The sequence below is a fragment of the Exiguobacterium sp. UBA7533 genome (assembly GCF_002479335.1).
Taxonomy (GTDB): Bacteria; Bacillota; Bacilli; order Exiguobacteriales; family Exiguobacteriaceae; genus Exiguobacterium_A.
This window is the reverse complement of the sequence record NZ_DLMP01000001.1, coordinates 534,354-552,674: the sequence shown is the minus strand read 5'-3', so window position 1 is coordinate 552,674 and position 18,321 is coordinate 534,354. Positions and strand designations below refer to the sequence as shown.

Annotated in this window: 16 protein-coding genes and 1 pseudogene; 14 read left to right on the top strand and 3 right to left on the bottom strand. The window is 47.6% G+C overall.

Annotated features, from left to right (window positions below):
• Positions 1-99 precede the first annotated feature (99 nt).
• Genes B2U10_RS02735 through B2U10_RS02725 form a run of 3 tightly spaced genes read left to right on the top strand, consistent with a single transcriptional unit; the run spans position 100 to position 1,954 of the window.
• On the top strand, positions 100-966 hold the full coding sequence (locus B2U10_RS02735; RefSeq protein ID WP_290785435.1) for an NAD-dependent epimerase/dehydratase family protein: 867 nt from the start codon (positions 100-102) through the stop codon (positions 964-966).
• Positions 963-1,466 (top strand): GNAT family N-acetyltransferase, encoded by a 504-nt coding sequence (locus B2U10_RS02730; protein WP_290785432.1) that lies wholly within the window; start codon positions 963-965, stop codon positions 1,464-1,466. Before B2U10_RS02735 ends, B2U10_RS02730 begins: the two co-directional genes overlap by 4 nt.
• Complete coding sequence (locus B2U10_RS02725; RefSeq protein ID WP_290785430.1) at positions 1,463-1,954, top strand: GNAT family N-acetyltransferase; 492 nt, start codon at positions 1,463-1,465, stop codon at positions 1,952-1,954. The genes B2U10_RS02730 and B2U10_RS02725 overlap by 4 nt, the downstream gene beginning before the upstream one ends.
• 241 nt (positions 1,955-2,195) lie before the next feature.
• Here B2U10_RS02725 and B2U10_RS02720 read toward each other — a convergent pair whose 3' ends face one another.
• On the bottom strand, positions 2,196-3,194 hold the full coding sequence (locus B2U10_RS02720) for an NAD(P)/FAD-dependent oxidoreductase (protein WP_035406045.1): 999 nt from the start codon (positions 3,192-3,194) through the stop codon (positions 2,196-2,198).
• Between the two features lie 243 nt (positions 3,195-3,437).
• On the opposite strand from B2U10_RS02720, the gene B2U10_RS02715 reads away from it, so the two are divergent.
• The 6 genes and pseudogenes from B2U10_RS02715 to B2U10_RS02690 all read left to right on the top strand — a co-directional run bounded on the left by B2U10_RS02715 (position 3,438) and on the right by B2U10_RS02690 (position 11,659).
• Complete coding sequence (locus B2U10_RS02715; protein ID WP_023469134.1) at positions 3,438-4,649, top strand: NAD(P)/FAD-dependent oxidoreductase; 1,212 nt, start codon at positions 3,438-3,440, stop codon at positions 4,647-4,649.
• 81 nt (positions 4,650-4,730) lie between these two features.
• Positions 4,731-5,048, top strand: a complete 318-nt coding sequence (locus tag B2U10_RS02710) for a YuiB family protein (protein ID WP_035406048.1) — start codon at positions 4,731-4,733, stop codon at positions 5,046-5,048.
• 101 nt (positions 5,049-5,149) lie between these two features.
• A complete protein-coding gene (glcT, locus tag B2U10_RS02705; protein ID WP_035406051.1) occupies positions 5,150-6,007 on the top strand; it encodes a glucose PTS transporter transcription antiterminator GlcT in 858 nt (285 codons plus the stop codon).
• Between the two features lie 217 nt (positions 6,008-6,224).
• Positions 6,225-7,727: pseudogene (gene ptsG, locus B2U10_RS02700) on the top strand (glucose-specific PTS transporter subunit IIBC); the annotation flags it as partial.
• A 150-nt stretch (positions 7,728-7,877) separates the two neighbouring features.
• Positions 7,878-9,989, top strand: coding sequence for a glucose-specific PTS transporter subunit IIBC (ptsG, locus tag B2U10_RS02695; RefSeq protein WP_290785423.1), 2,112 nt, complete (start codon positions 7,878-7,880; stop codon positions 9,987-9,989).
• Between the two features lie 152 nt (positions 9,990-10,141).
• Positions 10,142-11,659 (top strand): MDR family MFS transporter, encoded by a 1,518-nt coding sequence (locus B2U10_RS02690; RefSeq protein WP_290785420.1) that lies wholly within the window; start codon positions 10,142-10,144, stop codon positions 11,657-11,659.
• Between the two features lie 108 nt (positions 11,660-11,767).
• On the opposite strand, the gene ptsP is transcribed toward B2U10_RS02690, so the two are convergent.
• Positions 11,768-13,492 carry a phosphoenolpyruvate--protein phosphotransferase gene (gene ptsP / locus B2U10_RS02685; protein ID WP_290752179.1) on the bottom strand — a complete coding sequence of 575 codons (1,725 nt, stop codon included), beginning with the start codon at positions 13,490-13,492 and terminating at the stop codon, positions 11,768-11,770.
• Between the two features lie 352 nt (positions 13,493-13,844).
• Between ptsP and B2U10_RS02680 the strand changes: the two genes are divergently transcribed.
• Genes B2U10_RS02680 through B2U10_RS02670 form a run of 3 tightly spaced genes read left to right on the top strand, consistent with a single transcriptional unit; the run spans position 13,845 to position 16,073 of the window.
• A complete protein-coding gene (locus tag B2U10_RS02680) occupies positions 13,845-15,257 on the top strand; it encodes a leucyl aminopeptidase (RefSeq protein ID WP_290785417.1) in 1,413 nt (470 codons plus the stop codon).
• Positions 15,254-15,424 (top strand): hypothetical protein, encoded by a 171-nt coding sequence (locus tag B2U10_RS02675; protein ID WP_156358998.1) that lies wholly within the window; start codon positions 15,254-15,256, stop codon positions 15,422-15,424. The genes B2U10_RS02680 and B2U10_RS02675 overlap by 4 nt, the downstream gene beginning before the upstream one ends.
• On the top strand, positions 15,405-16,073 hold the full coding sequence (locus B2U10_RS02670) for a DUF429 domain-containing protein (RefSeq protein ID WP_290785414.1): 669 nt from the start codon (positions 15,405-15,407) through the stop codon (positions 16,071-16,073). Before B2U10_RS02675 ends, B2U10_RS02670 begins: the two co-directional genes overlap by 20 nt.
• Here the strand turns inward: B2U10_RS02670 and ytvI are convergent.
• The gene (gene ytvI / locus B2U10_RS02665; RefSeq protein ID WP_056062778.1) at positions 16,053-17,177 is read right to left on the bottom strand and encodes a sporulation integral membrane protein YtvI; all 1,125 of its coding nucleotides are present in this window, start codon (positions 17,175-17,177) and stop codon (positions 16,053-16,055) included. The genes B2U10_RS02670 and ytvI overlap by 21 nt on opposite strands.
• An 89-nt stretch (positions 17,178-17,266) precedes the next feature.
• On the opposite strand from ytvI, the gene B2U10_RS02660 reads away from it, so the two are divergent.
• On the top strand, positions 17,267-17,452 hold the full coding sequence (locus B2U10_RS02660) for a hypothetical protein (protein ID WP_035406076.1): 186 nt from the start codon (positions 17,267-17,269) through the stop codon (positions 17,450-17,452).
• The gene (locus tag B2U10_RS02655; protein ID WP_290785411.1) at positions 17,418-18,305 is read left to right on the top strand and encodes a MazG nucleotide pyrophosphohydrolase domain-containing protein; all 888 of its coding nucleotides are present in this window, start codon (positions 17,418-17,420) and stop codon (positions 18,303-18,305) included. Before B2U10_RS02660 ends, B2U10_RS02655 begins: the two co-directional genes overlap by 35 nt.
• The last annotated feature ends 16 nt before the right edge of the window (positions 18,306-18,321 follow it).

The window sequence follows — 18,321 nt, the reverse complement described above, 5'->3', positions numbered from 1 at the left end:
GTCCACGATTTTTTTTGTTGCTCTCATACAGGAGACTTGTTGAGTTTACTCGAAATATTACAGAGAGTGAATGCTACTACGAACAGGGAGGGCTTCAGGATGAGAAAAGTATTGATCTTCGGGGGAACACGCTATTTCGGACGACGCTTAGCAATTCGTTTAGCCGATTCGGGGGATGATGTGACGATCGTCACACGCGGTGAGCATACTCCACCGGTCGCGAAGGGCTTGACATTTTTCAAAGGAGACCGGACGTCAAGTAGTACGATGAAGGATTTAAGCCAACAGCACTGGGATGTCATCTATGACAACATTTGCTTCACGCCGTATCAAGCCAAGCTCGCGATCGACGCATTTGAAGGAAAAGTCGGACGCTATGTGTTGACGTCGACGATGTCTGTTTATGAAGACGGTGGTGCGAATATTTCGGAACGCGCCTACAATCCGTTTCCCGGGAAATATGATCTTGAGAAGGAACATGGGTATGGCGAAGGAAAGCGCCAAGCGGAGAGTTATTTCTTCCAACGGGCGATCTTCCCTGTCGTTGCCGTTCGTTTTCCTGTTGTCCTCGGACCAGACGATTATACGGAACGACTTGTCTTCCATATCAAACGCGCGCTTGACGGTCGTCCGATTATCGCTGAAAACAACTATGCGAAGATGGGCTACATCTCAAGTTACGAAGCCGCTGCCTTTCTGGAATGGTGTGGTCGTTCGGAATTGACAGGACCGATCAACGCTGCGAGTGACGGCGTCCTATCGATTCAAGACCTGATGGATAAAATCGACCGTATTGCGGGAACGACGAGCCAAATCGTCGCAAAAGGAGAGGATGAATCGCCACTTGCGCCAGAACGCGATTTCTATATGGATACGACAGCTGCGAAAGAAGCGGGCTATCTGTTCCAACATATCGATGACTGGCTCGATCGTTTGATTGAAGAGGAGGTGCGCAATCACCAATGATGCAGTTGATGAAACCAACTCTTGCGTGGGAAACGGAGTACCGCGCCTTTTTAGAAGACTGGCGAGAGTCAGGCGAAACGATCGTACCGGAAGCGGTCGGGGATACGTATGAACCGCTCGCTACCTATTTCGCGGAGCTTAAAGAAATGGAAACGACAGTCAGAGAAGGTCTTGTCACGCATTCGACGTACTGGATGGTCGACGGACAACGAATCGTCGGCGCGTTAAACTTCCGGCATGACTTGACGGAGAACTTAAAATTGTACGGCGGACATATCGGATACGGCATCCGACCATCCGAGCGTCAGAAAGGATATGCGACGACCGGTCTTCGATTGGCGCTTGAAGAAGCGTGGCAACGTGGACTCGATCAAGTGCTGTTGACGTGTGGCGTTGATAATCTAGCATCTCGCCGTGTCATCTTGGCGAACGGCGGACGAGAAATTGAGCCGACTGTTCGTAATGGACGCGAGACACGTCGCTTCATCATCCCGTTATGAGAATTCGTGAAGCACGTCTTGAAGATGCGTCGACCATTGCGCGCGTTCATATTGATGCCTGGCGGGAGACATATCAAGATGTCATCCCGGATTCGTATTTAGCGCAGTTGTCGTACGAGAAACGGACGAAACAATGGGAGCAGACGTTAGTCGATCAGCGCGTGTATGTTGTGGAGTTAGAAGACGAAGTCGTTGGCTTCGCGCAAGGTGGACCAAGTCGAAGGGATGCGCGTGAAGGAGAACTCTACGCGATTTATGTTTTGCGAGCTTCTCAAGGGCAGGGGCTCGGGAAGGCATTGTTTCAACGTATCATCGAGGACTTGGCGGAATACGAGGCAATGCAGGTTTCTGTCTTGCGGGATAATCCGGCGTGCCAGTTTTACGAGCGGTTCGGCGGTCAGCTCTTCGAAGAATCGATGATTGAGCGTGGTGGGGTAGAACTCGTGCAGCGGGTTTACCGGATGCCTGTTAAAAGATCATTCGTATGAAATCGGACGTTTCAACATCTTCGCTTTCCTCAGGCGGGATGTAAGCCGCGCCAGTTCCCATTCCATGTGATCTGTCGGGTCTTCCTTATCCCTGACGGAAGCACACATCGTGCTTCCTTTTCCTGTAGGAGTCAAAGATGTTTGGTCACGTCCTAGGTGTGATTCCATCAAAATAAGAGGTCGGACTCCGGTATGTTATCCAGAATTCGACCTCTTATTTGTTTGCAGCCATTCATTTATCTCAAGAATGGTTCGTTACTTTTTCGAACAGACTCGTCGAGTGTTGCGGGTGACGAGCCGATGGATCGACAAGAAGTTTCGCCTGGTTGACGGCAATCGGTGCTTCACCGAAGCCTGTTGCGATCAATTTGACGCGTCCTTCGTAAGTCGCAATATCTCCACAAGCGAAGACGCCTGGAATCGCAGTCTCCATCTTCGAGTTGACGCGAATCGAATTGCGTTCGAACTCGACTTCCCATTCTTTGAGCGGCCCAAGTGACGAGACGAAACCAAAGTTGCAGACGACATCGTCAGCAGCAACGACGACGACTTCGCCACTTTCAGCATGTTTGAACGTCATCGTCTCGATGTGCGTCTCACCTGTGACCGATTCGAGCGTATACGGCGTCATGACGTTAACGGATGAGTCATGTAATAGTTCGACCGAATGTTCATGGGCACGGAACTTATCGCGACGGTGGACGAGCGTGACAGATTTGGCAATCGGTTCAAGCATCAATGACCAGTCGACTGCTGAATCGCCACCACCAAGCAGGACGACTTGACGATCCTTGAAACGTTCCATGTCGTTGACGAAATAGTGCAAGTTTGTTTCCTCGAAGCGTTCCGCGTCCGCGACACCGAGTGGGCGCGCAGCGAACGAACCGTTCCCTGCTGTCAAGATGACGGTCTTCGTATAATGCTCGCCTTTGTTCGTGACGAGGCGGATGATCCCATCATCCATCCGTTCATAAGCGATGACTGTCTCACCGAGCACATACGTCGGATCAAATTCATTTGCTTGTTCAAGTAGCCGGTCGACTAGTTCCTGCGCTTTTACTTTTGGAAAACCGGCGATATCGTATATATATTTTTCAGGATAAAGCGTAGCGAGTTGACCACCTAATTGAGGTAGACTCTCGATGACCTTCGTCTTCATCTGGCGCATTCCTGAATAAAACGCGGTGAACAGTCCTACCGGACCGCCGCCGATGATCGTGACATCATATGGTTGGTACATCTGATTCCCTCCTAGCATTGGATAGGTCTATTATATAGGAAGTAGGGGGTTCAGGTGCAAGTACGGAACATCTCACATTTTTTTAAAGGAAATTACATTTTTCTTTTGCAATCATTCTTAAAAAGTGTTTCAATAGGCTTATAGACATGTGAACATTATTTGAACAAAGTTTTTGAACATTCGTCTGTAATTGAATGTGAAGAAAATCACAACAAAACTACGATTCGTAAGGAGTATCAGAACATGAACACACCTAACATTGTTATTCTTGGAGCGGGCTACGGTGGATTGATCACAGCAGTCAACCTTCAAAAGAAACTCGGCGTCGATCAAGCGAACATCACGTTGATTAATAAACACGACTATCATTACCAAACAACTTGGTTGCATGAACCAGCTGCAGGTACGATGTCTGCGGAGCAAGCACGCATCTACATCAATGATGTCATCAACCCATCACGCGTCAAACTTGTCAAAGGTATCGTTGAGAAAGTCGACACGGCTGCTAAAACGGTTCTTTTACAAGATGGCGGAACAGTTCCTTACGATTACGTCGTCGTTGCTCTCGGTGGCGTTCCTGAAACATTCGGTATCAAAGGATTGAAGGAACACGCATTAACGATCAGCTCGTTGAACAGCGTCCGTAAAATCAAGGAACATATCGATTACTCATTCGCACAGTACAAAACAACAGGATCACAAGATCGTTCACTCTTGACGATCGTCGTCGGTGGTGCTGGATTCACAGGAATCGAGTTCATGGGTGAGCTCGTCAACCGTATTCCAGAACTGTGCAAACAATATGATATCCCACGCGAACTCGTTCGTGTCGTTAACATCGAGGCAGCGCCAACAGTCCTTCCAGGATTCGATGCTGATCTCGTCAACTACGCACACAAATGGCTTGAGCGCCAAGGCGTCGAGTTCAAACTCGGTAACGGCATCAAGGAATGTGGACCAGGAAGCGTCACGTTCGGTCCGCTTCAAGGCGACACGACTGAAACGATCGAAGCAAGTACAATCATCTGGACAGGTGGCGTCAGCGGTAACCCTGTCGTTGCAGCATCTGGTTTCGAAGCGATGCGTAACCGTGTCGTCGTCGAAGAAGATCTTCGTGTTCCAGGACACGATAACGTCTTCATGATCGGTGACTGTTCAGCAGTCATGGATCCAAGTTCGAACCGTCCGTACCCACCAACTGCACAAATCGCGACACAACAAGCACACAAAGTCGCTGAGAACATCGCAGCACTCATCGCGGGTCGTCAAACATCGACGTTCACGTACGAGAACAAAGGAACGGTTGCTTCACTTGGTCATAAAGATGGTATCGGCATGGTCTTCGGCAAGAAGATTTACGGTCGTAACGCATCATTCATGAAAAAAGTCATCGACAACAAACACTTCTTTGAACTGAAAAAACTTGGTCTTGCGATCAAAAAAGGGAAGTTCTAAGTTCACGTTTTAGGCAAATGTACACTCGTGCATTTGCCTTTTTTGTCGGTTATACTAGAAGAGATTCAAAGGGGGAACAGTATGCATATCATTCAAGCCGTGATCGGGAGTGTGCTTTATCTCGTCATGTTCTTTAGTATCGGATTCATTTTAAACATGTTGTTACGGAGTACATGGGTGATGCTCGTACTCTATCCGATCATCCTCATCATGATGATCGATAACCAATCTACGCTCGAATACTTCACGAATGCTCGTGAAGCGATTCCGAATCTTGGGGACCGGATTGCTGGACTGCAGGCAGCGGATATCACGATGTTCGCAGCTGGGTTTGCTGGAATCATCATCGCCGGTCTATCGATTCGCTTCTTGCGTAAGAGCGGTTACCAAATGTTTTAAAGTCTACTTGAGTAAGTAGGCTTTTTTCGTGCTTGAAAAACCGTTATAATAAAAACAATGTCTTTAAATAAATGTGTAAGAGCAGATTGGGTTGAGAGCGAATGGATAAACAAATGTACCACGTTATCAAGGTATTGAATAATAATGTCGTCATTTGTTCAACTGGTGCGAATCAGGAAGTCATTATCCTCGCGAAAGGGATTGGCTTCGGTCGGAAGCCAGGCGATCAACTGACAGATCTCGACAAGTTGGAAAAAGTCTACACGTTGAAGGATAAAGAAGAACAGGATCAATATAAGGCGCTCGTCGGTCACCTCGATGAAAATTTCATCGCGTTGATGAATGAAATCGTTTCAATGATCGAGACACGGTTTGGGAAAAAAGTCGATGAACATATCCATATCGGATTAACGGATCATTTGACGTTTACGTTCAAACGACTGGAACAAGGAATGGAAGTCACCAATCCGTTTCTTGCCGAAACGGAAGCCTTGTATCCGGAAGAGTACGCACTTGCAGAAGAAATCGTCGAGTTCATCAGTGCCGAGATGAATTTTTACCTGCCTCCAGCCGAGATAGGATTCATTGCACTTCATATTCATTCTGCGACGAACTTCAAAGACGTACTTGAAGTTAACCGCCATCATCAGCTCGTCGGTTTAATTGCTAGTCATATCGAACAGCGACTGGAGATTAAAATCGACCGAAAATCGCTTGATTACAAGCGTCTGATTCGGCATCTTCGTTCAGCGATTGAAAGGGTTTCCAATGGGGAGTATCTAGAGGCTCCAGAAAAAGTAGAAAAGCTATTGCGTGAAGAATATCCGCTATGCTATGATACTGCTTGGGAGCTGATGTCCATCATGGAACGTCAGTTGAAGAAAGCGGTACCGCGCGGTGAGGCGACGTATCTTACGATGCATCTGCAACGCTTAGTGCAGTACGATTCAGGTAAATGACCGCACGGACTACGTGTTACTGATACGATCAGGCATGAGTGGGATGTCGGGCAAGAAGCTTTATTTCCGTTATGCAACGGGATAAGTCTATTGTCTACAATCCGCTCGTGCCTGATTTTTTTCTGTAAAAAAACGGTCAGATGTCTGACTTTTTTCGTCTCAATCATTGGCATTATTCATCATACTTCGCTCTTAACAGGAAAAGGAGGAAACACACATGTTTAAACAGATTTTTGCTGTTCTTCAACGTGTCGGTAAAGCGTTGATGCTTCCTGTAGCGATTTTGCCAGCTGCCGGTATCCTACTCGGATTCGGTAACGCGATGCAAAATCCGAACTTGACGTCAAAACTCGAGTTCTTAAAAAATGATGCAATCATCAAGGTTGCAAAATTGATGGAAGCAGCTGGGGATATCATCTTCGGTAACTTAGCACTCTTATTCGCGGTCGGTGTCGCGATTGGTCTTGCAGGGGACGGCGCAGCCGGACTTGCGGCAATCGTCGGATTCTTGATCATGAACAAAACAATGAGCGTATGGCTCGGCGTTACACCTGAAATGGTTGCTAACGGTCAAGGATATGCAAACGTACTCGGTATCCCAACACTTCAAACTGGGGTATTCGGTGGTATCATCATCGGTCTAATCGCAGCTTGGGCGTACGGGAAGTATCATAATCTCGAATTGCCACAGTTCCTTGGATTCTTTGCTGGTAAACGTTTCGTTCCAATCGTCACAGCAGTTGTTTCATTGGTTGCAGGTCTCGTTCTCGTATTCGTCTGGCCGTTCGCGCAAGATGGATTGAACACGTTCTCTCACTTCATGATGGAGAAAAACCCAACACTCGCAGCATTCGTCTTCGGTCTCATCGAACGTTCGTTGATTCCATTCGGTCTTCACCATATCTTCTATGCACCATTCTGGTTCGAATTCGGTTCGTATAAGAATGCAGCAGGAACAGTCGTTCATGGTGACCAAGCGATCTTCTTCGCACAATTGAAAGACAACGCAAAATTAACAGCTGGTACGTTCATGACTGGTAAATTCCCGTTCATGATGTTCGGTCTTCCAGCAGCAGCACTTGCAATGTACCACGAAGCTCGCCCAGAGCGTCGTGCAGTCGTTGGTGGTCTTCTTGGATCAGCAGCACTTACAGCATTCTTGACAGGTATCACAGAGCCAATCGAATTCGCGTTCTTATTCGTAGCTCCAATCTTGTTCGCAGTTCACGCAGTTTTCGCAGGTCTTTCGTTCATGACAATGCAATTGTTGAACGTTAAGATCGGTATGACATTCTCTGGTGGTTTGATCGACTTCCTTCTCTTCGGTGTTCTTCCAGGACGCACGCAGTGGTGGCTTGTCATCGTCGTCGGTCTTGCACTTTCTGTCATCTACTATGTTGGATTCCGTTTCGCAATCCGCAAATTCAACCTGAAAACTCCAGGTCGTGAAGATGCAGTTCAAGAGACTTCATCTGCTCAAGGTTCTGAACTTGCTGAAGGTATCCTCGACGCACTCGGTTCAGAGTCGAACATCAAACACTTGGATGCATGTATCACACGTCTTCGTGTTGAGGTTCTCGACAAATCGAAAGTCAACAAAGATGAGTTGAAAAAATTAGGTGCTGCTGGTGTCCTTGAAGTTGGTAACAACGTCCAAGCGATCTATGGACCGAAATCAGACAACATCAAGTCTGAGATTCAAGCTGTCATCGCGTCACGTAAACAAGAAAAAACAGTCTAATGTTTTTTAAGATGAGTCCTTCTGCGGAAGGGCTCATTTTTTTTTCGAAATCGTTTAGAATCGTTTTGCACTAGAATATTTTAGGGTATGAATTAAGTAGTTTGTTTAAAAAAAGGAGGGAATATGCGCATGTGGAAAAACGTGTTTGGTGTCTTACAGCGGATCGGTAAGGCCCTGATGTTACCGGTAGCGATTTTGCCGGCAGCGGGGTTATTGCTTGCGTTCGGGACAGCGTTTCAAAACCCGAACTTAACACAATATTTACCGTTTCTAGAGAACGATTCGCTTGTCGTCATCTGGCGAGTCATGCAGGATGCGGGTGACATCATCTTTGCGAACCTCGGATTATTGTTCGCTGTAGGGGTCGCAATTGGCCTTGCGAACGGAGAAGGGGTCGCCGGCTTAGCAGCCATCGTTGGTTTCCTGATCATGAACAAGGTCATCAGTTCATTCTTGCAGATTACACCAGAAAAAATCACAGAAGCACAAAAGGCGAGTGATTTGTCGTATGCGACGGTCCTTGGGATACCGACCTTGCAAATGGGGGTATTCGGGGGGATCATTGCCGGTTTGATAGCAGCGTACAGTTATAATAAATTCTTTAAAATCAAACTGCCTGATTTCCTCGGATTCTTTGCAGGGAAACGTTTCGTTCCGATTGCGACCGCCTTGTTCAGTCTTGTCGCAGGTTTTGCTTTGTCATATATTTGGCCACCAATCGGAACAGGCATCAATACGTTCTCCAAAACAATCATCGAAGCGAACGAACCGTTGTCTGCCTTCATCTTTGGACTCGTCGAACGTTCATTGATTCCGTTCGGTCTTCACCATATTTGGTACTCAAGCTTTTGGTTCCAATTCGGTGAATATACGGATAAAGCAGGAACGATCATCAATGGGGACCAGCGAATCTTCTTTGCACAATTAAAGGACGGTGTACCATTTACAGCAGGGACATATATGACTGGGAAATATCCATTCATGATGTTCGGTTTGCCCGCAGCCTGTCTTGCAATGTACCATACTGTCGCAAAAGATCGTCGAAAAGCTGTTGAAGGTCTTTACTTCTCAGCTGCATTGACGTCTTTTCTAACCGGGATCACGGAGCCAGTCGAGTTCTCATTCGTATTCGTTGCACCGCTTTTGTTCGCTGTGCACGCTGTTTTTGCAGGTCTATCGTTCATGATTATGGACTTGCTAAACGTTAAGATTGGGATGACGTTCTCCGGCGGATTAATTGACTACACGTTGTTCGGGATTTTACCGAATCGCACTTCGTGGTGGCTTGTCATTCCAGTCGGTCTCGTTTTCGCCGTCATTTATTACTTCGGTTTCCGTTTCGTCATCACGAAATTCGATCTGAAGATTCCAGGACGTGAAGCGATTAAAGAAGGTGCTGCGACATCGACGGCACAAGCAGGTGATCTTCCGTATGAAATCCTGCAGGCGTTTGGTGGTCCATCAAACATTAAACATTTAGATGCTTGTATCACACGACTTCGGATTACCGTCAATGATAAATCAGGTGTCAACAAGGATCGCTTGAAAGAGCTCGGTGCTGCCGGTGTCCTTGAAGTCGGAGATAACGTCCAGGCAATCTTTGGACCGAAATCCGATGGGATCAAGTCAGAAATGGCAGATATCATGAAAGATCCAAATTACAAACCGAAAGAGACACCGGAAGCTGATCCAATTCCACAAGTTCCAACAGGAGATGAAGCGCGAACTTCTGGATCGGTTACAACCGATACGGGACCACTCGCTGGAGATCGTGGGGGTGCTTATGTGCCTGAAGATGGATACGTCGCACCACTGAGCGGTATCATTCGTTCTCTGGATGATGTACCGGATCAAGTATTCTCCGGTCGTATGATGGGTGACGGATATGCGATCGAACCGACGGAAGGATATGTCGTCTCTCCCGTCTCTGGTGAGATCACAACCTTCTTCCCGACGAAACACGCAATCGGTATTCTTGCAGATAACGGAGATGAGATCTTAATTCACATTGGTATTGATACAGTGTCACTTGAAGGAAAAGGATTTGAGGCATTAGCGAAAGCTGGAGATCGTGTCGAACCGGGGACACCACTTCTCAATGTCGATCTCGAGCAAGTACGACCACTCGTGCCATCGTTACTGACACCGATCATCGTCACGAACATTGGCGATCGAAAAGTCGACGTCGATGTCGGACAGACGGTCGAAGCCGGAGAAGCGATTTCGTATCGTGTAGAGTAAAGGAAGAAAAGCGACGGATCGTCACGAACGATCCGTCTTTTTTATGTGAAAATATCATAAAGCACATTTGATAGTGAGATTTTGCACATATGATGATACAATGAGTTAGCTATTATAAGAGTTAGCTAATTTTTTAGAAATGAGGTGCGTCGATGTCTTCGACTACAACAAAAACGAATACGACACCTGTCGTCATCGGATTATTGATTGGTATTTTAGTCGCAGCGATGGATAACACGATCGTTGCGACGGCGATGCCGACGATCGTCAGTGAACTGAATGGGTTTGATCAGTACGCTTGGGTCACGTCGGCTTACATGATCGCAACCGTTGCCGGGATGCCGATTTTCGGTAAATTGAGCGACATGTATGGAAGAAAACGCTTCTTCCTCTTTGGGATGCTTATCTTCATGATAGGGAGTATCTTGTGTGGAATGGCAGACTCAATCATTGAATTATCTGCGTATCGTGCCTTGCAAGGGCTTGGTGGCGGTGCGTTGATGCCGATCGCCTTTACGATTATTTTTGATATCTTCCCACCGGAGAAACGTGGGAAAGTCAGTGGATTGTTCGGAGCGGTCTTCGGGATTTCGAGTATCTTCGGACCGTTGCTTGGTGCCGTATTGACGGATTCCCTCGACTGGCGCTGGGTATTTTATATCAACATCCCACTCGGATTGATTGCCCTTGGTCTCGTGACGGTCTTCTATCAGGAATCACCAGTTCACCGGACACAGAAAATCGACTACGTCGGTGCCTTTACGCTTGTTGCAGGATTGGTTTTATTCTTACTCGCGCTCGAAATGGGTGGGAAAGAGTATGCATGGTCTTCACCACAAATTCTTGGTCTGTTCGGAGCAGCACTCGTTGCGTTCATTGCTTTTGCGTTTGCAGAACGCCGTGCCGCGGATCCCGTCATTACGTTCAGTCTATTCCGTCGTCGTTTATTTGCGGCAACACAAGGCGTTGCGTTCTTTTATGGATTCGTCTTCATCTCGGCCAGTGTGTTCATTCCAATCTTCGTTCAAGGTGTCTTTGGTGGCAGTGCGACGAACTCAGGTCTGATTCTGATGCCGATGTTGATTGCCTCAGTCATCTCGGCGCAGCTCGGTGGCCAGTTGCCGAATAAGTTTGGTTTCCGAAATGTCATGATCGTCTCAGCTGTCTTTTTCCTACTCGGTGTCTATCTCCTCAGTACAATGACGCTTGAGACATCGCGTACAGCGGTAACGATCTATATGATCATTCTTGGGTTCGGTGTTGGCTTCAGCTTCTCGTTGTTGAACCTAGCAAGCATCAATGGGATCGAGATGCAACGTCGTGGTGCTGCGACGTCGATGGGATCGACATTCCGGACGATCGGGATGACGCTTGGTGTCACGGTCCTCGGCATCATTCAATCACGAACGTTCACATCGGCTGTAGCGGATCGATTGCCGCAAGGTGGAGCGCCGTCAGGTGGGCAGTTCCCGACGGCAGCTGCGTTTGCGAAGATGCCACCAGAAGTCGCGACAGCAATCAAGACGTCGCTTGCAGAATCCATTTCTACCGTCTATTTCTGGGCCTTGATTCCAGCAGTACTCGGTGTCATCTTTATCTTCTTAATGGGGAACGAGCGTCCGATTTTATCGGAACAAGCGACCCCAGCGAAGAAAAAACAAGCTCAATAATCAGGTTTCAACAACGCCTTCTTTCTTATTTAAAAGAGGGCGTTGTTTTTTTGTTAATCGGTATAAAAAAAGACGAACCTGGATTACTCCAGATTCGTCTAACAGAAATTATTTTTTGATATCGAATGTCGTGCTGAGGAAGTCGACGACTTCTTCTGCTGTATCCATATCAAGCACTTGCTCGACGATTGCTTCACATTCTGACTTGTTGAGGCGTGTCATCAAGCTACGTGCGCGAAGGACAGATGAAGCAGACATCGAGAACTCATCAAGACCAAGCCCAAGAAGGATTGGGAGTGCCAATTCTTCTCCTGCCATCTCACCACACATGCCGACCCATTTGCCTGCTTTGTGTGCTTCTGTGATGACGTTGTTCAAGAGGTTCAAGATCGCAGGATTGAACGGTTGGTACAGGTACGATACTTTTTCGTTCATCCGGTCTGCCGCCATCGTGTATTGAATCAAATCGTTCGTTCCGACAGAGAAGAAGTCGACTTCTTTTGCGAACTGACGAGCCATGACCGCAGTTGCTGGGATCTCGACCATCATACCGACTTCGATGTCTTCTGATACAGTGACACCTTGACCTTGGAGATTTGCTTTCTCTTCAAGGAGAAGTGCTTTTGCAGCACGGAACTCTTCGATTGTTGCGATCATTGGGAACATGACAGCGAGTTTACCGTATGCACTTGCACGAAGAAGTGCGCGCAATTGTGTACGGAACAAGTCTGTTTGATCGAGACAGAGACGGATCGCACGGTAACCGAGGAACGGGTTCATCTCGTGTGGGAGATCAAGGTACGACAATTCTTTGTCGCCACCGATATCGAGCGTCCGAATGACGACTTTTTTATCGCCCATTGACTCGAGAACTGTTTTATATGCTGTGAACTGCTCGTCTTCCGTTGGGAATGTCTCTGCATCCATGTAGAGGAATTCTGTACGGTAGAGACCGACAGCTTCTGCTCCGTTTTCAAGCACGCCTTTGACATCGTTTGGTGTACCGATGTTTGCAGCGAGCTCGACGTGCTGACCGTCAGCCGTCATTGTTTTTTCGTTCTTGAGTTTTTTCCACTCTTCTTTTTGTGCGATGTATGCTGCACGTTTTGCTTCATACTCAGCGACTTGCTCTTCACTTGGGTTGACGATGACATCACCTTCCGCACCGTCAAGGATGAGAAGATCGCCGTGTTTAACGTCCGTCAAGACAACTTTTGTTCCGACGACTGCTGGGATTTCGAGTGAACGTGACATAATGGCAGAGTGCGATGTCCGGCCACCAATGTTCGTTGCGAAACCTTTAGCATACTTACGATTCAATTGTGCCGTATCTGAAGGAGTCAAGTCTTCCGCGATGATGATGACTTCTTCGTTAATTTGAGCTGGAGTGACGAACGTGATACCGAGAAGGTGAGCCATCGTCCGTTTCGTGACGTCGCGGACGTCCGCTGCACGTTCACGCATGTATTCGTTATCCATTGATTCGAAAATCATGACCATCATGTTCGCGACTTCATCGAGTGCTTTCGCAGCATTTGCTTGCTCGTCCTCGATTTTTGCGTTCACCTGACTAACGATTTCCGGATCTTCTAGGATTAGAAGGTGAGCCGAGAAGATCTCCGCTTTATCTGGACCTAATTCTTTTAAGGTATTTTCACGAATGACTTCGAGTTCCGTCTTCGATTTTGCGATCGCTGCTTGGAAACGTTCTTTTTCCGCAGCCGCATCCTCGATTTTGTGCGATGGAATCTCAAAGACCGGTGTTTCCATCACGAATGCCTTTGCAATCGCGATCCCTGCAGAAGCGCCAATTCCTTTGATGTGTTGTGCCATGTGCATTACCCTCTTTTCAGTAAGTTTTTTTAACGCGACGACTTCGTTTCTTAGCTATCTATAGATACCCATAAACGCCTCTCTCTTAACGAGCCTTCTGCGCACTCTCCCTTGAATGAAAACGTAGACATTTCCCGGAACAGCAAACGCATCGTTTCTTGAAGTGTCTCAATATTTCACCTGTTTAATCCTATCATATTGTGAAACGGGCAACAATTGTTTGAAACCAAGCATTTCGACAAATTGGCAAACAAGAATTGTGTAAGCGTTTGCGATTCGTTGAGAGGCTATCATTTGGAAAATGACTGAAAACACTTCATACTAATAGGTATTAGATAAAGGGGGAATTTTTATGCAAACGAATCAACCCGTAGACGTACTGATCGTCGGGATATCAGGGAATCAACCGTTTGATGAACGATTACAAGCACTGTATGGTGACAAACTAGAAGAGTGGGTCCGTCAAGGTGATATCTCAACGAAACGGGGAGAACTTCGTCTGTTGCCGACGTTATCGGGAGACGTCGCACGTGTGCTGTTCGTCGGACTTGGGAAAGTCGATCAACTCTCGCAAGACAATTTACGACGTTTGCTCGGAAAAGCCGCACAACATGTCAAAGCACGCCGCTTAGAACAGGTGACAGTCGACGCGACGACGTTTCCAGGTCAACCGGTCGAACTGATTGCTGAGACATTCACCCTCGCTACATATGAGGTCAAACATTATAAAACATCTCCTTCTAAAGCGTACACGCTTCATCTGACGGTCTTACCTTCTGAAGACGAGGCAGTGCGTCGCGGAACAGCCTTAGGGGAAGCAACGAACTTGGCGCGACGTCTCGTAACGATGCCGGGAAATCTTTTGACGGCACCAGCGCTTGCGGACGAAGCACGCTTCATCGCGGAGCGTCATGGACATGATCTCCGAATCATCGATAAGGAAGAGATGGAAGCACTTGGCATGGGTGCCTTGCTTGCCGTCAATCAAGGATCGGTCATTCCGCCGAAATTGATCGTCCTTGAATACAAAGGCTCAGTAGAAGCACCGATTGCTGTCGTCGGAAAAGGTGTCACGTTCGATACAGGTGGTTATTCGATCAAACCAAAAGACGGGATCGTCGGGATGAAAGGAGATATGGGAGGCGCAGCAGCAGTTCTTGGTCTGTTTGAAGCACTCGGTCAACTCAAACCTGATGTTCACGTCATTGGCGTCATTCCGGCAACGGATAACATGATTTCTGGGGATGCCTTCAAACCGGATGATGTCATCACATCGATGGCAGGAAAAACGATTGAAGTCTTGAACACGGATGCAGAAGGACGACTTGTCCTCGCAGATGCAGTCACGTACGTGAAAGAGTACCAGCCAAAAGCCATCATCGACCTCGCAACATTGACAGGTGGTGTCCTTGTCGCCCTTGGAACAGAAATCACAGGTGCGTTGACGAATGATGCGTCACTTTACGAACGCTTTGAACAGGTGACGAAAGAGACGAACGAGATGGTTTGGCAAATGCCATATGTCGATGCGTTCATAAAACAAGTCCGCCGCTCAGATGTCGCAGATTTGAATAACTCACCGGGACGCATGGGACACATGATCTTCGGTGGTGCGTTCGTCGGGGAATTCGTCGGCGACACACCATGGTTGCACCTCGATATCGCGGGAACATCGGAACAGAATCAAGCGTCTGAGATTGGTCCAAAAGGAGCAACGGGTGTCATGGTTCGTAGTCTGTATCGATTCGTCGAGCAAGAAAAATGAGACGTTGGAATCTACTCGGCGTCTTGTTGACGATTCTTACCGTCGTCTGGTACTTGGATGCACGAGATCGTCTATCGCTCGGTCTTGCGACATTTATCGGTATCTTCACGGTCTTATCACTACTGCGTTCTTTCCGGGAGAAGACGAATGCACGTCATCGGGATTGATGCGGCAAAGGCAGGATGGGTCGTCGTCAGGTACGAAAATGAGACGTACTCAGGATCAATCGAACCGACGCTTGGACAGATCCCGCCAGCCGACCGAATTTGGATCGATATGCCGATCGGTTTGATGGAAGGACGACGCGAAACAGATCAGCTGTTGCGACAGGAACTGCGCCCCGGACGAACGAGTAGTGTCTTTAATGCACCATTTCTCAGTGCGTTGACAACATCAAGTTATATGGAAGCAAATGATTTAGCGAAACAACATGCTGGTATCGGACTTTCGAAACAAGCGTGGTATCTATTGCCGAAAATCCGAGAAGTCCGTCATGCGTATCGATCTGAAATGATCGAATCACATCCGGAAGTCTGCTTTGCACGCCTCGCCGGTCATCCGGCACGTTTTTCCAAGAAAACAAGGGAAGGCATCGCGGAACGAATCGAATTACTTGAACAATACGATTGTCCCCCGTTATGGGAACAGCGTCAGCCGAACGTCGCGATTGATGATTGGCTTGATGCTTGTCTGCTTGCGACCGGTGCACGTTTTCCATGCGATTACTTTCCAGCAAGTCAACCAGTGGACACGGAAGGATATCCTTTATATGCCGCTGTACCCCAAAAATCACCCTCACCGAAATGGTGTGGGTGATCCTTTCACGAAGTCCCAGATGTAATGGAAAATCTGTGCATTGTAGAGTGCTTTTAAGATGACGGCAATCAATGGTCCGAGGATTAACCCGAAGACGCCGAAGAATTTGATACCGACGAACAACGCAATTAATGCCGTAATCGGTTGAATGCCGATGTTATCGCCGACGATCTTCGGTTCCATGATGTTGCGCTGGAGAATGACGATGGCGTACAAAATGCCAAGTCCAATCGCAAGCGTCGTATCTCCAGTAATCACCGAGTAGGCGATCCAAGGCAGGAAGACGGAACCAGTACCGAGATACGGTAAGATGTCGAAGAAGGCAGCGATGAAAGCAACTGCGAATGGATGATCGACACCAATGATGAACAAACCAATCAAGACGATGAAAAACGTGATCGTGATCAACGTGAGCTGCGCTTTAAGATAGCCAAATAAGGCAGATCGTAAGCTCAAGAAGACCGACTCGACACGAGCGAACCAAGGAAGCATCTCGTAGCGCTTCAATCGCATTTCGTACTGGTGCCAATCCTTTGCGATAAAGAACCAAGCGAGTAAGACGATGACGAAAATCAACGCAATCGATGGCAAAGTCGCAAGAACAGATTGAAGCATCATCGCAACACTTTTTGAGCCTTCTCCAATCGCACTCGCAAGCGAGCTACCGAGCGATTGAATACTGTTTTGGACCGTATTTTGTTGGGATGGTTCTAATGAACGTAATGCTTCGGACGCATCGTTCCAAATCGGTGCCAGTTTTTCGTTGTATAGCTTTTGAAAATACAGACTCAACTCCTGGATTTGTGCCGGTAATTGATTGGCGACAAATACGAGACCGCGAATCAACTGCATGATGATCAAGGCAAGCGAACCGATCAATAAACCACTGATCAAAATGATGGACAACAACGCACCCCATCCACGATTGATCCGTAATCGCTTTTGAAAGAAATCGACGAGCGGACGGCTGAAAAGAGCAAGCAGAAACGCAAAGACAAACGGGTACAAAATGGACGAGAGGCGGATGAGTAACCATCCAACAGCTACGAAGGCGAAGATCACCGTCAAGAACCGGGCCATTTGCCAAAGACGTTCAGTCGACACAAGCAACACCTCTTACTGGATTATGTAGAATTGATATCATCATATCATGTTTAGGTAGGGAACGAGTCATTCAAAAGGAGGAGAAAGCGATGCGTAAAAGAGAAATCGGATTATTTGCTGCATTGATTGCTGCGACATCCGTTGGAATCCGAGAATGGAAGAAAAATCAGGCGTTTGCCAAACGTGTCAAACAAGAGACGGAGGCGCAAGTACGTCAAGCAATCATGGAGGATCAGACAGATGGAACAGATGAAGATACTGCAACAAAAGGTTGATGCGACGATTCGTTCACTCGGAGGTTATTTTCGACCGCTATCTGGTCTCGCACGCTTGACAGAAGAAATCGGTGAAGTCGGCGAAGCACTCGAACAAAGAGAACAAGAAGCTCTTCGTTCAGAACTTGTCGACGTTTTGATGATCTCGACGTGTCTTGCCAATCAATACGTGACGGATCTTGCGGTGCAACATGAGACACTCGGAACGGTAAACGATGATCAGGATGGTTCCTTTTATCGACTTGTGCATGAAGCTGGTCAAGTCGCACGCGTCATGAATGGATACGAAGGGGATAAACCGCCTAAAGCGAAGGATACAATTGTTCCAATCGGTCATTCCATCGCACGTCTGCAACGGGAATTATTTCGTTTAGCACGACCACTTCAACTCGATTTACTGTCGGAAATCGATCGGACGAATGAAAAGAATCTCAAGCGGGATAAAACACGCTTTGCCTTGACACGTGATCCCATTACCGAAAAAACGATTGATCACTTCCGGAGTGCGACAGGAAGTGAGGCACGTCTCTGGGGAGCCCCTGCGTACGAAGAGGATCAAACGCTAAAGGAGAATATGGAGACGGCACTTCCTTCGCTCCGGCGTTTCCTACGTTGTGCAACGATTGAAGGAATCGAGGCGTTCGTCTTCGAAGCACCGATGGAACGCTCGCGTAGTCTAGTTGAAGTCAAAGAGCTGGCGGATGAAATGGGACGTTTGATCAAGGAACGGACACCGCTTGACTTTAAGGACTCACCGTATCGGTTGGAAGTCTTTGCGCCACAACTCGGTCCAGTCTCGCCGTATCATGCGGAAGACGACTATCGGATGTTTCTTGTTTTCTATGTCGATTAAAAATAAGCCGCCTGCT

Bases quoted from the DNA above. Each gene is read 5' to 3' on its own strand.
- B2U10_RS02735 (WP_290785435.1), top strand. From the start codon at position 100: ATGAGAAAAGTATTGATCTTCGGGGGAACACGCTATTTCGGACGACGC.
- B2U10_RS02730 (WP_290785432.1), top strand. From the start codon at position 963: ATGATGCAGTTGATGAAACCAACTCTTGCGTGGGAAACGGAGTACCGC.
- B2U10_RS02725 (WP_290785430.1), top strand. From the start codon at position 1,463: ATGAGAATTCGTGAAGCACGTCTTGAAGATGCGTCGACCATTGCGCGC.
- B2U10_RS02720 (WP_035406045.1), bottom strand. From the start codon at position 3,194: ATGTACCAACCATATGATGTCACGATCATCGGCGGCGGTCCGGTAGGA.
- B2U10_RS02715 (WP_023469134.1), top strand. From the start codon at position 3,438: ATGAACACACCTAACATTGTTATTCTTGGAGCGGGCTACGGTGGATTG.
- B2U10_RS02710 (WP_035406048.1), top strand. From the start codon at position 4,731: ATGCATATCATTCAAGCCGTGATCGGGAGTGTGCTTTATCTCGTCATG.
- glcT (WP_035406051.1), top strand. From the start codon at position 5,150: ATGGATAAACAAATGTACCACGTTATCAAGGTATTGAATAATAATGTC.
- ptsG (WP_290785423.1), top strand. From the start codon at position 7,878: ATGTGGAAAAACGTGTTTGGTGTCTTACAGCGGATCGGTAAGGCCCTG.
- B2U10_RS02690 (WP_290785420.1), top strand. From the start codon at position 10,142: ATGTCTTCGACTACAACAAAAACGAATACGACACCTGTCGTCATCGGA.
- ptsP (WP_290752179.1), bottom strand. From the start codon at position 13,492: ATGGCACAACACATCAAAGGAATTGGCGCTTCTGCAGGGATCGCGATT.
- B2U10_RS02680 (WP_290785417.1), top strand. From the start codon at position 13,845: ATGCAAACGAATCAACCCGTAGACGTACTGATCGTCGGGATATCAGGG.
- B2U10_RS02675 (WP_156358998.1), top strand. From the start codon at position 15,254: ATGAGACGTTGGAATCTACTCGGCGTCTTGTTGACGATTCTTACCGTC.
- B2U10_RS02670 (WP_290785414.1), top strand. From the start codon at position 15,405: ATGCACGTCATCGGGATTGATGCGGCAAAGGCAGGATGGGTCGTCGTC.
- B2U10_RS02660 (WP_035406076.1), top strand. From the start codon at position 17,267: ATGCGTAAAAGAGAAATCGGATTATTTGCTGCATTGATTGCTGCGACA.
- B2U10_RS02655 (WP_290785411.1), top strand. From the start codon at position 17,418: ATGGAACAGATGAAGATACTGCAACAAAAGGTTGATGCGACGATTCGT.